This window comes from Enterobacter cloacae complex sp. P42RS (assembly GCF_014930595.1).
GTDB classification, from domain to species: domain Bacteria; phylum Pseudomonadota; class Gammaproteobacteria; order Enterobacterales; family Enterobacteriaceae; genus Enterobacter; species Enterobacter bugandensis.
On the sequence record NZ_JADBRK010000022.1, the window covers coordinates 40312 to 58375 of the forward strand.

Consider the following 18064-nt stretch of genomic DNA (forward strand, 5'->3'; position numbering starts at 1 on the left):
TCAATAAAAAAACCGGGAAATCCCCGGTTTTTTTACGCCTGAAAAACGCTTACTGCTGCGCCGCCGGGCCGCAACCGCCGATGATCTTCGAAATGGAGATCGCCGGGTGCAGCAGGTAATCGTAGCTGCAGTTATTTTTAGTATTTTGAACGTGACCGGTGCAGGCGGTCAGAGTCGATAACAGGCCAACCAGAACGGCGGCTTTTGCCAGCTTGAACATACGCATTCCTTGTCTAAAAATCTTAAATTGGATGTAACACGAGGGAATAAATGGAAAAGTTCCACTATGCGAGCGGTATGTTATCGACTGGGGTATGAAGGGAGTAGTCCGCTTAAGGACTACTCGAAGGGGGGAGAATATGCGTTAGTGATTCGAGAACCAGTTCAGCTTATCGCGCAGTTCAACCACGCGACCCACCACAATCAGCGCCGGGCTTTCGACCTGCTGCGCCAGCTCACCGAGCTGCGTCAGCGCGCCATTCACCACGCGCTGCTTGATTGACGTCCCGTTTTCCACCAGCGCAACGGGCATATCAGCCTCCATGCCGTGTTCCAGCAGTTTCGCCTGGATGGTGGCGGCCTGGTTCAGCCCCATGTAGAACACCAGCGTCTGCTTTTCAGCGGCCAGGTTATGCCAGTCCAGCTCGCTGCCGGTTTTCAGATGGCCCGTGACCAGACGCACGCTCTGGGCGTAGTCGCGATGGGTCAACGGAATGCCTGAGTAGGCTGAACAGCCGGATGCCGCCGTTATGCCCGGCACCACGGAGAACGGAATGCCTGCATTGCACAGGGTTTCCAGCTCCTCGCCGCCGCGGCCAAAGATAAACGGATCGCCGCCCTTAAGGCGCACCACGCGTTTTCCCTTTTGCGCTTCACGCAGCAGGATCTGATTAATCTCCTCCTGCGGCACGCAGTGGTAGCCTGCCCGTTTACCGACGAAGACGCGGTCGGCGTCGCGGCGCACCAGGTTCATGATGTCATCGGAGACCAGGCGGTCATACACCACGATATCCGCCTGCTGGATCTGCTGGAGCCCTTTCAGGGTCAGTAAACCCGCATCTCCCGGACCAGCCCCGACCAGCACCACTTCACCACGGTGATCCAGCGGCTCGCTCAGCAGCTGCTCGGTCGTCTCTTCAATCGCTTTCGCGTCCTGATTCGCCAGCGACTGCGCCAGCCTGTCGTTAACGAAAAATTTCTCCCAGAAGCGACGACGCTCACCCACGGTTGAGAAGGTTTGCTTCACGCGGGAGCGAAGCTGCCCGGCGTAGTGGGCTATCTGGCCGAGATGCTGCGGCAAAATAGCTTCCAGTTTTTCCCGCAGCAGGCGGGCAAGTACGGGCGAGCGGCCGCCGGAAGACACCGCGATCATCAGCGGTGAACGGTCGATAATCGACGGCATGATAAAGCTGGCCTCTTTCGGCGCATCCACCACGTTACAGAAGATCCGGCGCGCTTCGCAGGCGTCGCTGACGCGCTGGTTCACTTCATCGTCATCCGTCGCGGCAATGGTCAGCCAGCAGGTATCCAGCAAGGACTCATCAAACTCCCCCTGCACCAGCGTGAGCATCCCTTCCTGCGCCCAGACGTCAAACTGCGGAGCGAAAGTGAGGGCATTGACGGTCAGTCGGGCTCCAGCATCCAGCAACAGGCGCGCTTTGCGTTCAGCCACATCGCCGCCGCCTACAAGCAGGCAGTCGCGATGGCGTAATTGACAGAAAATCGGCAGGTGGTCCACGACGTTACCTCACAGCATTCAAGGAGGGGGTAAGAATTGACGTCAGGATAACAGCAGGAATCGTACAGAACATACGGTTTTTCCTGCCGTTACCCATAAGGGGTCATAAGCCTTTCCTATTGGAAAAGCGGAGGGTTACGCTTTGAGCTGCACCTTGCCGTCCTTCACGCGGACGTCGTAGTGCTTCACGGAGAAGCTTTCATCTTCCATGCAGTGCCCGTCGGTTAAGCGGAAACGCTGCTTTTTCAGCGGACTGGCGACCCACAGCTCACCCTGGTGTTCAGCAATCAGACCGCGGGAGAGCACGCTGGCCTCAAGGAACGGATCGATATTGCTGATGGCAAAGACCTGTTCATCGTGGCGAGGGCGGAAAATAGCTACCTGCTCGTTACCCAGCAAAGCACAGACGCCGGTTGCTGGCAGAATGTCGTTAATGTTGCAGATGTTTACCCACTGGCTCATGCGTTTTCCTCCACCAGCATCACCGGAATGCGTTCATACGGGGTTGCAGGACGATGCTGTTCGCGCTCCGGCACCACCTGCACGTTCGGGTCGCGCTGGGTGCTGTTGATAAAGTGTTTGAAGCGCGTCTGCGCCGCCGGGGTGTTGACGGTTTCGGTCCACTCGCAGATCACCGCCTCGCGCAGGCGAGCCATCTCGGATTCCAGCTGTTCGTTCAGACCCAGCTTGTCATCAATGATGACCGACTTCAGGTAGTCGATACCGCCTTCGAGATTATCCAGCCAGGACGCGGTACGGGTCAGCTTATCGGCGGTACGAATGTAGAACATCATGAAGCGGTCGAGATACTTGATCAGCGTATCGCGATCGAGATCCGCCGCCAGCAGGTCCGCGTGGCGTGGTTTCATCCCGCCATTGCCGCACACGTACAGGTTCCAGCCTTTCTCGGTGGCGATGATCCCTACGTCTTTACCCTGCGCTTCCGCACATTCACGAGTACAGCCGGAGACGCCGAACTTCATTTTGTGCGGGGTACGGATGCCTTTGTAGCGGTTTTCCAGCTCGACGCCGAAGCCCACGCTGTCGCCTACGCCGTAGCGGCACCAGGTGCTGCCCACGCAGGTTTTCGCCATGCGCAGCGCTTTGGCATACGCGTGACCGGTTTCGAAGCCCGCCTCAATCAGCTGACGCCAGATTTCCGGAAGATCGTCTTTCTGCGCACCAAACAGGCCGATACGCTGGGAACCGGTGATTTTGGTGTACAGATTAAACTCACGGGCGATACGGCCCACGGCGACCAGCCCTTCCGGGGTGATTTCGCCACCGGCGGAACGCGGAATGACGGAGTAAGTACCGTCTTTCTGGATGTTCGCCAGGAAGTTATCGTTGGTGTCCTGCAGCGGCGTGTGTTCTGGTTTGAGCACGTACTCATTCCAGCAGGACGCCAGCAGGGAGCCGACGGTCGGCTTACACACTTCACAACCGTAGCCCTGGCCGTGTTTCTCCAGCAGTTCGTCGAAGGACTTGATGCCTTCCACACGGATCAGGTGATACAGCTCCTGGCGAGAGTAAGCGAAGTGCTCGCAAAGGTTGTTGTTCACTTCGATGCCCTGTTTCGCCAGTTCAGCGTTCAGCACCTGAGTCACCAGTGGAATACAGCCGCCGCAGCCGGTACCGGCTTTGGTTTCGGCCTTCAGCGCCGCAACGGTGTGGCAGCCTTTGTTGATGGCGGAGATCAGCATGCCTTTGGTGACGTCGAAGCAGGAGCATATCTGCGCGCTGTCAGGCAGTTTATCCACGCCGATAGAGGGTTTACCGCTGGAGGCGTGCGCCGGCAGGATCAGCGCGTCCGGGTTTTCCGGCAGCTCAATGGCGTTCAGCACCAGCTGGAGCAGGTTACCGAAGTCGCTGGTATCGCCCACCAGCACCGCACCGAGCAGGGTTTTGTTGTCCTGGCTGACGATAAGGCGTTTGTAGACCTCTTTGCTTTCGTCCAGATAGACGTAGCTGCGGGAGTTCGGGGTGCGGCCATGCGCATCGCCGATACCGCCTACGTCCACGCCCAGCAGCTTCAGCTTGGCGCTCATGTCTGCGCCGGTGAAGGCGTTTTCGCTACCGAGGATATGGTCCACGGCGACCTGCGCCATTTTGTACCCTGGCGCCACCAGACCGTACACGCGGTTATTCCAGCTGGCGCACTCGCCAATGGCGTAGATATCCGGATCGGAGGTCTGGCAGGTATCGTTAATCATGATCCCGCCGCGCTGCGCTACCGCCAGGCCGCACTGAGTGGCGAGCTTATCGCGCGGACGAATACCGGTGGAGAAGACGATGAAGTCCACTTCCAGCTCGCTGCCGTCGGCAAAGCGCATGGTTTTACGCGCCTCTGTGCCTTCCTGCACGATCTCTTTGGTGTTCTTGCTGGTGTGAACCTTCACACCCATGCTTTCGATTTTACGACGCAGCTGGTCGCCGCCCATGTGGTCCAGCTGTTCCGCCATCAGCATCGGGGCAAATTCGATAACGTGGGTTTCAACGCCGAGGTTTTTCAGCGCGCCTGCCGCTTCCAGGCCCAGCAGGCCACCGCCAACAACCGCACCGCGTTTGCTTCGACGTGCGCAGGATTCAATGGCGTTGAGGTCTTCAATGGTACGGTAAACGAAGCAATCCTGGGTTTCCGACCCTTTAATCGGCGGGATCCACGGATACGAGCCAGTCGCCATGATCAGCTTATCGTAAAAAACCGTACGCCCGGCGCTGGAGTGGATCACTTTCTCCTGACGGTTGATGGTGATAGCGCGTTCGCCCACCAGCACTTTTACGCCATGCTTCTCGTAAAAACCTTCGCGCACCAGAGAGAGCTCTTCGGCGGTATGGTGAGAGAAGTAGGAAGACAAGTGCACACGGTCGTACGCCTTGCGGGGTTCTTCACAGAACACGGTAATATCGAACTGGTCAGCATCGGCTTTATCGAGAAGATCCTCAATAAAGCGGTGGCCGACCATGCCGTTACCGATGATAGCGAGTCTGACTTTGCTCATTTTTGCCTCGATTTCTTTTCTATTACTGCCTACCTTAACGATTCAGCAGAGGCACTTATTGATGCAAATCAAATACGCCTTCACCTACCCCTTAGTGGGTATATCTATGATTTGTCAGGTTTTTTATAAGTAACGGATATTGTTTGATTTTTGTGCTTGCTTGTTTTTCGCACAAATTTGACGGGGTTTTTTACGAATCGGCAGTCAGAGCGGGTAAGCAGGGTAAAACCCCCTTGCAGAACGCAAAGGGGTTTTGACGATTAGTGGGTAGTCGTTGCCGTATTGTGCTGGCGGTGACGGGTCACGAAGCCCAGAATGAAACACATGATAAACACCACGGCATACAGACCGTTAGCGGTGTGCAGCGCGGCCAGCGGGCCGCTGTGCGCCACAATCGGGCCCGTAACCACGAAGGTCAGCATGGTGCCGATGGTGCCGCAGGTCAGCACGAAGTTCACCAGCTTTGGCGAAGCCACTTTGGTCTGCAGGGAGCCCAGGGTGATGATTGAGGTGTAAATCGCGCTGGAGAAGAAGCCCAGGGTCAGGATGAACCATGGCATATGCTCCGGGGCACCGTTGATGAACAGATACATCAGCACGGTCGCCAGACCCGCCAGGACGGTCAGAATACGTTGCAGGTCGAAGAAGCGCAGGATGAAGCTAAAGGCCCACATGCCGAACATGTAAGACATCCAGAAATCGCTCACCAGTTTGCCCGCGTCGTTCAGGCTCATCCCCAGACCTTTAGCGTATTCAGGTACCCACGAGATAAAGCCCAACTGACCGAGGATGTAGCACAGGGCGGCAATGGAGAGGAACAGCACGCCGATACCCCATTTTTCCTTCGCCACCGGCTCTGAGGTGGTCTGCGCTTTTTTGCCCAGCACCGGGAAGTCACAGCCGAAGGTCAGAATGAAGATCGCGACATAGACCAGACCGATACAGGCGTATACCCAGTACCATTCAATGCTGCGCGCGAGCAGATACGCGGCGACCATCGGGAAAATCATCCCGGCCATGCTGAAGAAGGAGTCGGTAAACAGCAGGCGCGCGCCGCGCTGGCGGCCTTCATACATGTGCGTAATAAGGAACGTACCGATCGACATCGTGATCCCGCTGACAAGGCCCAGCACGAACATGGCGGCGGAGAACAGGGCGATGCTGTGGCCCAACATCAGGCCCGCCACGGCGGCAACCATCAGCACGAAGCCGAAGCGCAGCTGGGTTTTCAGCGGGACGATTTCCATCAGCCAGGCATTCAGGAAGATTGAGATCAGGATCCCCGCGTTGAGGAAGGTGAAGGTGTTACTCATGCTGGAAACGGGCAGCTGGAAGTAGTCTGCGATATTTCCCATCACCATCCCGGTGACGATCACCAACGCGCCGGTCAGGGCGTAGGAGAAGAAGCTTATCCATGTGAGCTTGATGCGATTGCTGTTAGTCATGTCTGGCCTGTTCAGAAAAAGAAAAGCGCCGGTAGGGCGCTGAGAGCGGGCAGATTTTAGTCGCTAAAGTGATCTATTCCTATCTTTTAAGGGAAATGAATATGCCATTGCAGGTTTTAGTGTGATCTAAATCACACTAAATGGCGGTATAACCAATCGTTTGCGCAGTAATAATTGTTTCAATTTCGTAAAATTAGGTAAAAGGCTGGTCTCGGTTCATACTGCTCTTTAGAATCAAGCCATTCGCTTTTTATACTGCGCTTTGTTAAGGAATTCTCATGCTCAAATCAACACTGGCGGCTGTCGCAGCTGTGTTTGCTCTTTCTGCCGTTTCCCCTGCTGCGCTGGCAGCCAAAGGGGACCCTCACGTTCTGCTGACCACCTCTGCCGGGAACATTGAGCTGGAACTAAATAGCCAGAAAGCTCCGGTTTCTGTGAAAAACTTCCTCGACTATGTGAACAGTGGTTTCTATAACAACACCACCTTCCACCGCGTGATCCCTGGCTTCATGATTCAGGGCGGCGGCTTCAACGAGCAGATGCAGCAGAAACAGCCTAACCCACCCATCAAAAACGAAGCGGACAACGGCCTGCTGAACAAGCGCGGCACCATCTCCATGGCGCGCACGGCGGATAAAGACAGCGCCACCAGCCAGTTCTTCCTCAACGTGGCGGATAACGCTTTCCTCGACCACGGCCAGCGCGACTTCGGCTATGCGGTCTTCGGTAAAATTGTGAAAGGGATGGACGTGGCGGACAAAATCTCTCAGGTTCAGACCCACGATGTCGGTCCATACCAGAATGTGCCGTCTAAGCCAGTGGTGATTCTCTCCGCGAAAGTGCTGCCGTAATCGTTCTCCCACACGGGCATATCCTGCCCGTGTCTTTCAGCCCTCCCTGCGAAAGCGCGTTTTGCTGCTTATACTTGTGGCAAACGGACTATTCAGGGAGGCGTTAAGTGAAAAAACTCACCGATAAGCAAAAATCCCGTCTCTGGGAGCAACAGCGTAACGTCAATTTTCAGGCCAGTTGTCTCCTTGAAAAAGGTAATGGTCCTTCAGAGCCCGGCATTGAGACGCTGGAGCTTGGGCCCTCAGCGCCCGGGCTACCGCATCTGTGCCTCATTCATCGCCATCTGTATCACAGAGAGATGAAGCAGGCAGGCGAATTCCGTACCGACGATATTTTTAAGGGTGACATTCCCTTCTGCCATTTTGAGTACATCGAGACGATGGGTAACGAACTGATGGCGGCGCTGGAAAGTGATAAGTATCTTGTGGGTCTTGAAAAAGCGGCGTTTGTTGAAAAAGTGAGCCATTACTACTGTGAAATCAATATGCTGCATCCCTTTATGCGCGGTAATGGCATTGCTCAGCGCGTCTTCTTTGAGCAGCTGGCCATCCACGCGAATTACGCGCTGGACTGGCGGGATATTGATCCCGAGCAGTGGGTGGCGGCGAACCGAAGCGGTGCCACGGGCGATTTGACCGCGCTGAGCGCTATCTTTGCCAAAGTAGTGAGCGAAGCGCGGGAATCTGAGTAGAATAGGGCGGCATTTTTTTCGGGAGCCGCCATGATTCTGCTGATTGATAACTACGATTCCTTCACCTGGAACCTTTACCAGTATTTTTGTGAACTGGGTGCAGAGGTGGTTGTCCGCCGCAACGACGAACTCAGCCTGTCTGATATTGAGGCGCTGGCTCCGCAGAAAATTGTCATTTCGCCGGGACCGTGTACGCCGTCGGAATCGGGCATTTCTCTGGACATTATTCACCACTATGCCGGCAGGCTGCCGATCCTGGGCGTCTGCCTCGGTCATCAGGCGATTGCCCAGGCATTTGGGGCTACCATCGTGCGTGCCGCGAAAGTGATGCACGGCAAAACCTCGCCGGTCACCCACACCGGCACGGGCGTATTCACAGGGCTGAATAACCCGCTAACCGTGACGCGCTACCATTCGCTGGTGATTGACCCACCGACGCTGCCCGACTGCTTTGACGTGACCGCCTGGAGCGATACGCAGGAGATCATGGGGATTCGCCACCGCGAGTGGGATCTCGAAGGCGTGCAGTTCCATCCTGAAAGTATCCTCAGCGAGCAGGGGCACGCCCTGCTGGCAAATTTCCTCAATCGCTGAATATCTGTTGCCTTGTTGTGAGTTTTTATGCATATTTTGTGATTATATTTTCACAATGAATGTGACATAAAATGGATGGGCATGACATGGCAACTGAACAACCAGCAATTACCCGCGCGACATTCGATGAAGTGATTCTGCCGATTTATGCACCGGCTGAGTTTATCCCGGTGAAGGGGAAAGGCAGCCGCGTCTGGGATCAGCATGGCAAGGAGTATGTGGATTTCGCGGGCGGTATTGCGGTCACGGCGCTGGGCCACTGCCATCCTGCGCTGGTGGACGCGCTGAAAACCCAGGGCGAAACCCTGTGGCACACCAGCAACGTGTTCACCAACGAACCTGCGCTGCGCCTGGGTCGCAAGATCATTGATGCCACGTTTGCCGAGCGCGTGCTGTTTATGAACTCCGGCACCGAAGCCAACGAAACCGCCTTTAAGCTGGCGCGCTACTACGCCACCACGCGCCATAGCCCGTACAAAACTAAAATCATCGCCTTTCATAACGCCTTCCACGGACGCTCTTTCTTTACCGTCTCCGTTGGCGGCCAGCCGAAGTATTCCGACGGCTTCGGTCCGAAACCAGCCGACATTATCCACGTGCCGTTTAACGATCTGCACGCGGTGAAAGCGGTGATGGACGACCACACCTGCGCAGTGGTGGTGGAGCCGATTCAGGGCGAAGGCGGCGTGACCGCGGCAACCCCGGAATTCCTGAAAGGGCTGCGCGAACTGTGCGACGAACATCAGGCGCTACTGGTGTTTGATGAAGTGCAGTGCGGGATGGGGCGTACCGGAGAGCTGTTTGCCTACATGCACTACGGCGTGACGCCGGATATTCTGACCAGCGCCAAAGCGCTCGGCGGCGGTTTTCCGGTGAGTGCGGTACTGACGACGCAGGAGATTGCCTCTGCGTTCCACGTCGGGTCTCACGGCTCGACCTACGGCGGTAACCCGCTGGCGAGCGCCGTGGCAGGTGCCGCGTTCGACATCATCAACACCCCTGAGGTGCTAAACGGCGTTAGCGCGAAACGCGAGCTGTTTGTGCAGCATCTCCAGCAGATTAACAATAAGTACGACGTATTCAGCGAGATCCGCGGCATGGGGCTGCTGATTGGTGCGGAGCTTAAGCCGCAGTACAAAGGCCGCGCGCGCGATTTCCTGCACGCAGCCGCGCACGAAGGGGTGATGGTGCTAAATGCCGGGCCTGACGTGATGCGCTTTGCGCCATCGCTGGTGGTGGAAGATAAGGATATTGACGACGGGTTAACCCGCTTTGCCGCAGCGGTCGAGAAGATCGTAAAAGGCTAATACTCGGTTCGCTTTAACCGCCGCGTTAACCAAATGCCGTGATGCGGGCGCTGACGCCATGCCACCGACGAAATGGTGTGCATGGTGTTCAGATGTCCCAGCACGCGCTGCAAATGCTGCTCCAGGGTGCTCATCGGGCCGTGGGTCAGCGTCTCCGGTGCCTCCAGAATGTTCGAATCCCCCGACTCGCCCGGCGCGTCATACTCCAGACGCTGCTGACACCGCTGCAGGGCAATTTCACAGGACTGCAAATAGCGCTGCGCCAGATCCGGCGTCAGCATGGTGTGCTCGCGCGCCAGCGTGGTCATGGCGTTAATGTGCTCGACGATAAACTGGCTGTGCGTGACCCACAGCTTCATATCGGCAAGATAGTGTGAGTTAAAGCCCGGCTCCTGCATCGCCTGATTCAGCGAGTTAAACAGGGCGTTATGCGCCTGGTTGACCTTCATCCGCTGATACGCCAGCGGGGAGGGCTGCGGGTCGTCGCTCAGGATCAGGCGAATGGCCTGCTGATCGGCCTCCAGCGCGTCGTGGGCGTTCTGCCTCAGCAGCCCGCTCTGCCACTGCGGCCACAGCCAGACCATGCCGCCAAAGGCGATCAGGCAGCCAATCAGCGTGTCGATCAGGCGGGCAACGATGAACTGTTCGCCGTTAAGCGTCAGCAGCTGAAGGGTATATACCGCCGTCACCGTAAAGCCCACCATCGCCCAGCCGTAGTTTTTGCGAATGATTAGATAGCTTACCAGGGTGATCGCCAGCATGCCCGCCAGGGTATAGCCCTCGGGCACGTGAAAATGCAGCGTCACGCCCGCAATAATCAGCCCCGCCATCGTGCCGCCTGCCCGGTGCAGAATGCGCACCCGCGTGGCGCCATAGCCGTTCTGGGTAACAAACAGCACGGTCATTAAGATCCAGTACGGTTTCGGCAGGTGGAGCGCCATGCCCATCAGGCTGGCGATACTGAGCATGACGCTAATCCTTGCAGCGTTGCGCAGAGCGGAAGATTTCAGAGACAGGTAGCTTCTCAGCGCCGGCAGCAGCGGGAGACGTTTCTGTTTATCCGCCATCAGGTCACGGGAATAAAGCGGGCGCTGGGTGCGCAGCACGCGGGCGATGCGGCTGAAGTGCCAGGCGGCGAACTGGCCGACCGGGTTATCCGGGTGCTGACGGGCAATTTTCTCCAGCGCGCCGAGCTGTTTGTCCATGTTAAAGCGCGTGGGGTAGCGGTGGTAGAGAATATCATCGGCCAGCACCCGCAGGCGCGCGGAGACGGTTTGTGCGTTCCAGCGGATCACCGCTTCGGCATGGCTGCGCTCAACCAGCTTTTGCACCTCCTGCGGGTGGTGAAGGCTAACGGAGATATGCTCCTGAAGGTCCAGCCCCACCTGGAAGGTGCGCAACAGCCGTTTGTACTCGTGGTTCTTGTTGGCGGCGAGCATATGCAGCTGCTGATAGCACTGGCTTATCAGGTCTACCACCTTTTGCTGGCGCGTCAGCAATGGCGGTAAGGATTTTTCAGGATCCGTATGCTGGGTGAGCAGGGTGTATTTGGCTTCACAGTAATCCGCAAGCTGCACGTAGAGCAGGCTCAGAGATTCGCGCAGCGGCTGCTCCCGCCACAGCCAGAACCAGAACCAGTTAAACAGCCCGTACCACAGCGTGCCGAGGGCGTAGATCAGCAGCGGCTCCCACACGGGCATATTACCGGCGAGGCTCAGGGTGAAGATGGCCGCAATGAGTGACGCGGGAAGCAGACGGGCATGGAGCGAGCTGATTTCGGCGGTGACGCCGAGGGTCATCGCCAGCACGGTCAGGATCAGCGGCAGGGGAATATCGCGAGCCAGCAGAAGCTGCACCGCGAGGCTACAGCCAGCAAACAGCGAGCCGCCAATTATCAGACGTTTGAAAAAGCGTTTATGGGGCGTGTCCAGACCGGCAATGTTGCAGCAGGCGGGGACGAGAGAAAACAGCAGGCCCTGCTGAAGATGTCCCAGGATCAGGCCCACGGCCACGGGAAGACACAGCACCAGCGTTTGTCGTAGTGCGTAGTTAACTTCCGGGTGATAGATCAGCCTGCGCCACATGGGGAATAGAGACAAAAACGGCGTGACACCTCGCGATGGCACGCCGTTTAGGCAGGATTAACGGGTTCCGTAAACCACGATGGTTTTACCGTGGGCGGAGATCAGGTTTTGATCTTCCAGCATTTTCAGAATACGGCCCACCGTTTCGCGGGAGCAACCGACGATCTGACCGATTTCCTGACGGGTAATTTTAATTTGCATGCCGTCCGGGTGGGTCATCGCGTCTGGCTGTTTCGCCAGGTTCAGCAGAGTCTGCGCAATACGGCCAGTCACGTCCAGGAAGGCGAGGTTACCCACTTTCTCTGACGTCACCTGCAGACGGCGCGCCATCTGGGAAGAAAGACGCATCAGGATGTCAGGGTTTACCTGAATCAGCTGACGGAATTTCTTATAAGAAATTTCAGCCACTTCACATGCTGTCTTTGCACGAACCCAGGCGCTACGTTCCTGGCCTTCTTCAAACAGGCCCAGTTCACCGATAAAATCGCCCTGGTTCAGATAGGAAAGGATCATCTCTTTGCCTTCCTCATCTTTGATCAGCACTGCCACCGAGCCTTTGACGATGTAATACAACGTTTCCGCTTTTTCACCCTGGTGAATCAGCGTGCTCTTCGATGGGTACTTATGAATGTGGCAATGAGACAAGAACCATTCGAGAGTCGGGTCTGTTTGCGGTTTGCCAAGCACCATGCGCTGTTATCCTCTGTTATAAGCTGTCACCAGAGTCATCAGATGCATCCGGACTCTGGGGTTGCAATCGAATTCTTACCCATACCCTGGGAAGTCGGCTGTCGTAACGTTTCGCAGCCAGTAAAGTTTGATGTCCTCTGCATACATGTGTAACGTCAATGTATTACTGTAGCATCCTGAGTGTTTTAGCATAGCTTTTGCCGCGTGTCTCCTGGTGTCTCGCTTCAGCATGATGCAGGTCGCCTTCCATTGCGAGAAATGTAACGCACGCGTAATCTGTCACCAAAAATGCAACGTTGGAGTTAATGAATATGCAAGCGCGCGTGAAGTGGGTTGAAGGTTTAACGTTCCTGGGCGAGTCCGCGTCAGGACACCAGATTTTGATGGATGGTAACTCCGGCGATAAAGCTCCAAGCCCAATGGAAATGGTGCTGATGGCGGCAGGCGGATGCAGCGCGATCGACGTGGTGTCGATTCTGCAAAAAGGCCGTCATGACGTGACGGATTGCGAGGTTAAACTCACCTCAGAGCGTCGCGAAGAGGCGCCACGCCTGTTCACCCACATTAATCTGCACTTTGTTGTCACCGGGAAAGAACTGAAAGACGCGGCGGTCTCACGCGCGGTGGATCTCTCTGCGGAGAAATACTGCTCTGTGGCGTTAATGCTGGAGAAAGCGGTAAAAATCACCCATTCGTATGAAGTGATCGAGGCTTAATTATTGGGGCATCGTGCGTGTTGATGCCCTCACCCTAACCCTCTCCCACGGGGAGAGGGAACATGTTCACGCGATCTGCTTCCCTTCCATCAGTCGCTCCACCAGCGGCGTCATGATCAGCTCCATTGCCAGCCCCATTTTTCCACCGGGAACCACTAACGTATTCATGTGGGAAATAAACGAGCCCTGCAGCATCGCCAGCAGCCAGGGGTAATCAATGCCTTCAAGATTGCGGAAGTGGATCACCACAAAGCTCTCATCCAGCGACGGGATGCTTTTCGCCGCGAACGGATTGGAAGTGTCCACCGTCGGCACGCGCTGGAAGTTAATGTGCGTGCGGGAGAACTGCGGCGTGAGATAGTTGATGTAATCTTCCATGGAGCGCACCACCGAGTCCATTACCGCCTCGCGCGAATGGCCGCGCTCGCTCATGTCGCGCGTCAGCTTCTGGATCCACTCCAGGTTAACGATCGGCACCACCCCGACCAGCAGATCCACATGGCGCGCCACGTCGTGCTGAGGTGTGACAACGCCGCCGTGCAATCCTTCATAAAACAGCACGTCGGTGGGTTCCGGCAGCGGTTGCCAGGGGGTAAAGGTGCCCGGCACCTGGTTCCAGGGTACGGCTTCGTCATAGGTGTGCAGATACTTACGGGACTGCCCGGTACCGCTCTGACCGTATTCGCGGAAGGTTTGCTCCAGCAGGCCGAAATCATTGGCTTCCGGGCCAAAGTAGCTGATGTGTTTACCCAAATCGCGTGCCTTGCGGATCGCCATGTCCATCTCAGGCCGCGTATAGCGGTGAAAGCTGTCGCCTTCGACCTCCGCCGAACGGAGATTCAGCTGGGCGAAAATCTTGCGAAAAGCGAGGCTGGTGGTGGTGGTTCCCGCACCACTCGACCCCGTAACGGCAATAATGGGATGTCTGGCAGACATAGCAACTCCCTGACGGAAAAGGTTGGAAGATCAGCCGTGAAACGCGTTGCGGGGCATGATATTGACTGTCTCATGCAGTTCTGACCACACCAGCACCACGTCGCCGCTTTTCAGCTGGCGTTTTACATCGTTGACCTTTTGCTCAAGCGAACGCTCATGTTCACCATAATCGGTGCCTTCGCGCAAGACAAAGCTTTCAATCAGATTATCGAGCGTTTCGGGAGCCAGATCCTGCCAGGGAATAATCATTATTTACCGTCCAGATATGCCGTTAACCAGTCGGGAATTCGCGTCTCAAGCCACATTTTTGGCCGACGCAGCGTGCCGCCAACAAAGCCGACATGTCCGCCGAATTGGGTGAGCTGATACTCCACGTTGGCCGGCAGATGATCGGGCGCCGGGATCGAGTGATGATCCATAAACGGATCATCTTTGGCGTGGATAATCAGCGTGGGTTTCGTGATTTGATTCAGTAAAGGCATGGCGCTGCACTGACGGTAATAGTCAATCGCATCGGCAAAGCCGTGAATTTTCGAGGTGATCAAATCATCAAACTCGCGCAGGCGCTTCACGCGTTTGAGCTGTTGCAGCGTCACAGGCAGCGTATCCGGATAGGCCTTCAGCTTGCGCGCGGCGTTGGCTTTCAGCAGGTTGAGCAGGTAGCGCTGGTAGACCCGCGAAAACCCCTTTTCCATATGATAGCTGCACTGCTCCAGCATAAATGGCGCAGAGACAATGACCGCCGCATCCAGCGGTACGGCGTCGCTCTCCTTCGCCAGCAGGCAGGCCAGCATATTGCCGCCCAGCGAATACCCCACCGCTGCCGTTGGCGCCTCGCCGAAATTGTCTCTTAGCCAGCGCAGGAACCAGGTGCCGTCCTCGGTTTCACCCGAGTGATAAATACGTTTCTGACGATTAGGCTCGCCGCTGCATCCGCGAAAATGCATCACCACCCCAAGCCAGCCGCGGGCTTTCGCCGCCTCAATGAGACCGTGTGCGTAAGGGCTGTGCAGGCTGCCTTCCAGACCGTGAAACACCACCAGACGGGGTTTATGTCTGGCCCGATCCGGATCTTCGCTCCAGGCGAGATCTAAAAAGTCGCCGTCCGGCAAATCCAGGCGCTGCCAGTGCGGGGTGAACTGCACCTTGCGGCGGATCAGGCGCGGCAGCATGGTTTGCAGGTGGGGGTTAGCCACGCCGCGCATGGGCACGAACTCTGCGCTCTCTTCGGCTGCAATGTCGAAGTCTGATGGAATGATTTGGGTCATAAGGGCGATGCTGATTCTTGTCAGAAATTTACTATACCTTCCGAATTGTACCCCGTTTAGCCCGTTTTTCCGAAGCATGAACTGATCCCGATCACAAATCTTTACCTTGATTATTACTCTCAGGCTAATGATTCCTCTCTACGCTTAATTGATGCCTTTCTCGCCAGAGCGCAGACTTTACTCAACGTTAAGCAAATCAGAATGATGTGCTGAATCAGGAGGTTAATAATGTTATCTGGGCAAACACCCACCCGGCAATGGAACACCCGACGCAGTGAGAAAGCGCGTCGTCTGGCATCCGTACCGGTGCAGGGCAAGGTACTGCCAACCGGCGATCTTGTCGCCATGCTGGAAAAACTGATCGCCCCGGGCGACAAAGTCGTGCTGGAAGGCAACAACCAGAAGCAGGCGGATTTCCTTTCCCGTTCACTGGCGGAAGTAAACCCGCAAATCGTGCACGATCTGCATATGATCATGCCGAGCGTGGGCCGCAGCGAACATCTGGACATCTTTGAGAAAGGCATTGCCCGCAAGCTGGACTTCTCCTTCTCCGGGACGCAAAGCCTGCGTATCTCTCAGCTGCTGGAAGACGGTCAGCTCGAAATCGGTGCGATCCACACCTACATCGAACTCTACTCACGTTTATACGTCGACCTGTCGCCAAACGTGGCGCTGATTGCCGGTTTTAAAGCGGACCGCAAAGGCAACCTCTATACCGGTGCGAGTACCGAAGATACCCCGGCGCTGGTGGAAGCCGCCGCGTTCCACGACGGTATCGTCATCGCACAGGTAAACGAGCTGGTGGACGACGAGTGCGACCTGCCGCGCGTGGATATACCGGGCTCGTGGATTGACTACGTGGTGGTTGCCGACAAGCCGTTCTTTATCGAACCGCTCTTCACCCGCGATCCGCGCCTGATTAAACAGGAACATATCCTGATGGCCATGATGGCGATTAAAGGCATCTACGCTGAACACCAGGTGCAGTCCCTGAACCACGGGATTGGCTTTAACACCGCAGCGATCGAGCTGCTGCTGCCAACCTACGGCGAACAGCTCGGACTCAAAGGCAAAATCTGTAAACACTGGACGCTGAACCCGCATCCAACGCTGATCCCGGCCATCGAAAGCGGCTGGGTGGAGAGCGTCCACTGCTTCGGCGGCGAACTGGGGATGGAAGAGTACATCCGCGCCCGTCCGGACGTGTTCTTTACAGGTGCTGATGGCTCCATGCGTTCTAACCGCGCCTTCTGCCAGCTGGCAGGTCAGTACGCGGTCGATATGTTTATCGGCTCGACGCTACAGGTTGACGGCTACGCCAACTCCTCCACCGTGACCCGCGGTCGTCTTTCCGGCTTCGGCGGTGCGCCAAACATGGGCCACGATCCGCACGGTCGTCGCCATGCCACACCGGCCTGGCTGAACATGATCACCGAGCCTGACCCGATGCAGCGCGGTAAAAAGCTGGTTGTGCAGATGGTGGAAACCTTCCAGGCGGGCGTGAAGCCAACCTTCGTGGAGAAACTGGATGCCGTCGAGGTGGCCAAAGCCTCCGGTATGCCGCTGGCGCCGGTCATGATTTACGGCGATGACGTCACCCACGTGCTGACGGAAGAGGGGATTGCTTACCTCTACCGGGCGAAAGATCTGGAAGAGCGTCGCGCCATGGTCGCCGCCGTGGCGGGTATCACCGATATCGGTCTGGGCGTTGACGCCAAACGCGTGGCGGAACTGCGCCAGAGCGGAAAGGTTGTGTATCCGGAAGATATGGGTATTCGCCGCACCGACGCCACCCGCTCTCTGCTGGCTGCGGGCAGCGTGGCTGACCTCGTTGAGTGGTCCGGTGGCCTGTATAACCCACCTGCGAAATTCCGGAGCTGGTAATGAAACTTCTGCCCCAGATCCAGGTTGAAGGCGGTGCCGAATGGCTGGCGCGAACCGCCACGCAGTGTCTGATTGACGAAGCACGTTTAAGCCCGAAGCCCGGTCTGGTGGACAGCCGGGGGAACGGTGCGCACCACGATTTATCGCTTGCGCTGATGGAGCGCTCTGCTCACAGCCTGACCCCCACGTTTCAGGCGCTGGCGCAGCAGAGCTGGCAGCGTCCGGCGGATATTGCCCTCAGGCAAACCGTTGGCCGCCTGGGTCGCGAAGGTGAACGGCAGATGATGGCCGCTACCGACGGCGTGAACACGCACCGTGGCGCGATCTGGGCGCTGGGGTTGCTGGTGAGCGCGGTGGCGATGCTCGGCGGCGATGCCCGGGCGCAGGTCGTCGCGAACACCGCCGCTCAGCTGGCGAAGCTGCCGGATGATGCGGCGCCGAAGGTGTTCAGCAAGGGGTTACGCGCCACGCATCGCTACCGCGTGCCGGGCGCACGTGAAGAGGCGCAGCAGGCGTTTCCGCACGTTATGCAGCGCGCGCTGCCGCAGCTTCGCCTCAGCCGTCTCAACGGCAGCAGCGAAACGCAGGCCAGACTCGACGCGCTGATGGCGATCATGGCCTCGCTCACCGATACCTGCGTGCTGTCGCGCGCTGGCATGGAGGGGCTGGACGCCATGCAGAACGGCGCCCGTGCGGTGCTGAACGCCGGAGGATGCGCAGCGCTCGCGGGGCAGCAAGCGCTGGCGCGGTTAGACCGTCAGATGCTGTCGCTCAACGCCTCGCCGGGTGGAGCCGCAGACCTGCTTGCCGCCACGCTGTTTCTTGACCGCGTCGAAACGCCCTATTCAAAGCATTAA

The 18064-nt window shown here is 57.0% G+C and carries 17 protein-coding genes; 7 read left to right on the forward strand and 10 right to left on the reverse strand.

Annotated elements, in window-relative coordinates:
* Positions 1-49 precede the first annotated feature (49 nt).
* The 5 genes from IM314_RS19610 to tsgA all read right to left on the reverse strand — a co-directional run bounded on the left by IM314_RS19610 (position 50) and on the right by tsgA (position 6185).
* Positions 50-220 carry a YhfL family protein gene (locus IM314_RS19610; RefSeq protein WP_008503029.1) on the reverse strand — a complete coding sequence of 57 codons (171 nt, stop codon included), beginning with the start codon at positions 218-220 and terminating at the stop codon, positions 50-52.
* A gap of 144 nt (positions 221-364) precedes the next feature.
* The gene (cysG, locus tag IM314_RS19615) at positions 365-1738 is read right to left on the reverse strand and encodes a siroheme synthase CysG (RefSeq protein WP_048959304.1); all 1374 of its coding nucleotides are present in this window, start codon (positions 1736-1738) and stop codon (positions 365-367) included.
* Between the two features lie 135 nt (positions 1739-1873).
* Positions 1874-2200 (reverse strand): nitrite reductase small subunit NirD, encoded by a 327-nt coding sequence (gene nirD, locus IM314_RS19620; protein WP_193359263.1) that lies wholly within the window; start codon positions 2198-2200, stop codon positions 1874-1876.
* On the reverse strand, positions 2197-4740 hold the full coding sequence (nirB, locus tag IM314_RS19625; RefSeq protein WP_041911927.1) for a nitrite reductase large subunit NirB: 2544 nt from the start codon (positions 4738-4740) through the stop codon (positions 2197-2199). Before nirB ends, nirD begins: the two co-directional genes overlap by 4 nt.
* Positions 4741-5000: 260 nt before the next feature.
* Positions 5001-6185 (reverse strand): MFS transporter TsgA, encoded by a 1185-nt coding sequence (tsgA, locus tag IM314_RS19630; RefSeq protein WP_153656844.1) that lies wholly within the window; start codon positions 6183-6185, stop codon positions 5001-5003.
* A 278-nt stretch (positions 6186-6463) separates the two neighbouring features.
* Between tsgA and ppiA the strand changes: the two genes are divergently transcribed.
* The 4 genes from ppiA (at position 6464) to IM314_RS19650 (ending at position 9629) form a co-directional block, all read left to right on the forward strand.
* Complete coding sequence (gene ppiA, locus IM314_RS19635; RefSeq protein WP_032644556.1) at positions 6464-7036, forward strand: peptidylprolyl isomerase A; 573 nt, start codon at positions 6464-6466, stop codon at positions 7034-7036.
* 107 nt (positions 7037-7143) lie between these two features.
* Entirely contained in the window at positions 7144-7728 is a 585-nt protein-coding gene (locus IM314_RS19640; RefSeq protein ID WP_028014650.1) for a putative adenosine monophosphate-protein transferase Fic, read from the forward strand.
* A 30-nt stretch (positions 7729-7758) separates the two neighbouring features.
* A complete protein-coding gene (gene pabA / locus IM314_RS19645) occupies positions 7759-8322 on the forward strand; it encodes an aminodeoxychorismate synthase component 2 (protein WP_045630316.1) in 564 nt (187 codons plus the stop codon).
* An 86-nt stretch (positions 8323-8408) separates the two neighbouring features.
* Positions 8409-9629: an aspartate aminotransferase family protein gene (locus IM314_RS19650; RefSeq protein WP_193359262.1), complete on the forward strand. Its 1221-nt coding sequence runs from the start codon at positions 8409-8411 to the stop codon at positions 9627-9629.
* Here the strand turns inward: IM314_RS19650 and IM314_RS19655 are convergent.
* Both IM314_RS19655 and crp read right to left on the reverse strand, forming a co-directional pair.
* Positions 9626-11713, reverse strand: a complete 2088-nt coding sequence (locus IM314_RS19655) for a YccS/YhfK family putative transporter (RefSeq protein WP_045630318.1) — start codon at positions 11711-11713, stop codon at positions 9626-9628. The two genes, IM314_RS19650 and IM314_RS19655, sit on opposite strands and share 4 nt — an antisense overlap.
* A 57-nt stretch (positions 11714-11770) precedes the next feature.
* The gene (gene crp, locus IM314_RS19660; RefSeq protein WP_000242758.1) at positions 11771-12403 is read right to left on the reverse strand and encodes a cAMP-activated global transcriptional regulator CRP; all 633 of its coding nucleotides are present in this window, start codon (positions 12401-12403) and stop codon (positions 11771-11773) included.
* Between the two features lie 311 nt (positions 12404-12714).
* Here crp and IM314_RS19665 point away from each other — a divergent pair, with 311 nt between their 5' ends.
* Positions 12715-13119: an OsmC family protein gene (locus tag IM314_RS19665; RefSeq protein WP_008503018.1), complete on the forward strand. Its 405-nt coding sequence runs from the start codon at positions 12715-12717 to the stop codon at positions 13117-13119.
* A 66-nt stretch (positions 13120-13185) separates the two neighbouring features.
* On the opposite strand, the gene IM314_RS19670 is transcribed toward IM314_RS19665, so the two are convergent.
* The 3 genes from IM314_RS19670 to IM314_RS19680 are packed head-to-tail and all read right to left on the reverse strand — an operon-like array spanning position 13186 to position 15323.
* A complete protein-coding gene (locus IM314_RS19670; protein WP_028014646.1) occupies positions 13186-14055 on the reverse strand; it encodes a phosphoribulokinase in 870 nt (289 codons plus the stop codon).
* A gap of 30 nt (positions 14056-14085) precedes the next feature.
* Complete coding sequence (locus IM314_RS19675) at positions 14086-14304, reverse strand: YheU family protein (RefSeq protein WP_013099053.1); 219 nt, start codon at positions 14302-14304, stop codon at positions 14086-14088.
* Positions 14304-15323 carry a hydrolase gene (locus tag IM314_RS19680; RefSeq protein WP_017693875.1) on the reverse strand — a complete coding sequence of 340 codons (1020 nt, stop codon included), beginning with the start codon at positions 15321-15323 and terminating at the stop codon, positions 14304-14306. The genes IM314_RS19675 and IM314_RS19680 overlap by 1 nt, the downstream gene beginning before the upstream one ends.
* Before the next feature lie 228 nt (positions 15324-15551).
* Between IM314_RS19680 and mdcA the strand changes: the two genes are divergently transcribed.
* Together mdcA and IM314_RS19690 are read left to right on the forward strand one after the other, a co-directional pair.
* The gene (gene mdcA / locus IM314_RS19685; protein ID WP_040118174.1) at positions 15552-17207 is read left to right on the forward strand and encodes a malonate decarboxylase subunit alpha; all 1656 of its coding nucleotides are present in this window, start codon (positions 15552-15554) and stop codon (positions 17205-17207) included.
* Positions 17207-18064: a triphosphoribosyl-dephospho-CoA synthase gene (locus IM314_RS19690; RefSeq protein ID WP_193359261.1), complete on the forward strand. Its 858-nt coding sequence runs from the start codon at positions 17207-17209 to the stop codon at positions 18062-18064. Before mdcA ends, IM314_RS19690 begins: the two co-directional genes overlap by 1 nt.

Bases quoted from the DNA above. Each gene is read 5' to 3' on its own strand.
- IM314_RS19610 (WP_008503029.1), bottom strand. From the start codon at position 220: ATGTTCAAGCTGGCAAAAGCCGCCGTTCTGGTTGGCCTGTTATCGACT.
- nirD (WP_193359263.1), bottom strand. From the start codon at position 2,200: ATGAGCCAGTGGGTAAACATCTGCAACATTAACGACATTCTGCCAGCA.
- nirB (WP_041911927.1), bottom strand. From the start codon at position 4,740: ATGAGCAAAGTCAGACTCGCTATCATCGGTAACGGCATGGTCGGCCAC.
- tsgA (WP_153656844.1), bottom strand. From the start codon at position 6,185: ATGACTAACAGCAATCGCATCAAGCTCACATGGATAAGCTTCTTCTCC.
- ppiA (WP_032644556.1), top strand. From the start codon at position 6,464: ATGCTCAAATCAACACTGGCGGCTGTCGCAGCTGTGTTTGCTCTTTCT.
- pabA (WP_045630316.1), top strand. From the start codon at position 7,759: ATGATTCTGCTGATTGATAACTACGATTCCTTCACCTGGAACCTTTAC.
- IM314_RS19650 (WP_193359262.1), top strand. From the start codon at position 8,409: ATGGCAACTGAACAACCAGCAATTACCCGCGCGACATTCGATGAAGTG.
- IM314_RS19655 (WP_045630318.1), bottom strand. From the start codon at position 11,713: ATGTGGCGCAGGCTGATCTATCACCCGGAAGTTAACTACGCACTACGA.
- crp (WP_000242758.1), bottom strand. From the start codon at position 12,403: ATGGTGCTTGGCAAACCGCAAACAGACCCGACTCTCGAATGGTTCTTG.
- IM314_RS19665 (WP_008503018.1), top strand. From the start codon at position 12,715: ATGCAAGCGCGCGTGAAGTGGGTTGAAGGTTTAACGTTCCTGGGCGAG.
- IM314_RS19670 (WP_028014646.1), bottom strand. From the start codon at position 14,055: ATGTCTGCCAGACATCCCATTATTGCCGTTACGGGGTCGAGTGGTGCG.
- IM314_RS19675 (WP_013099053.1), bottom strand. From the start codon at position 14,304: ATGATTATTCCCTGGCAGGATCTGGCTCCCGAAACGCTCGATAATCTG.
- IM314_RS19680 (WP_017693875.1), bottom strand. From the start codon at position 15,323: ATGACCCAAATCATTCCATCAGACTTCGACATTGCAGCCGAAGAGAGC.
- mdcA (WP_040118174.1), top strand. From the start codon at position 15,552: ATGTTATCTGGGCAAACACCCACCCGGCAATGGAACACCCGACGCAGT.
- IM314_RS19690 (WP_193359261.1), top strand. From the start codon at position 17,207: ATGAAACTTCTGCCCCAGATCCAGGTTGAAGGCGGTGCCGAATGGCTG.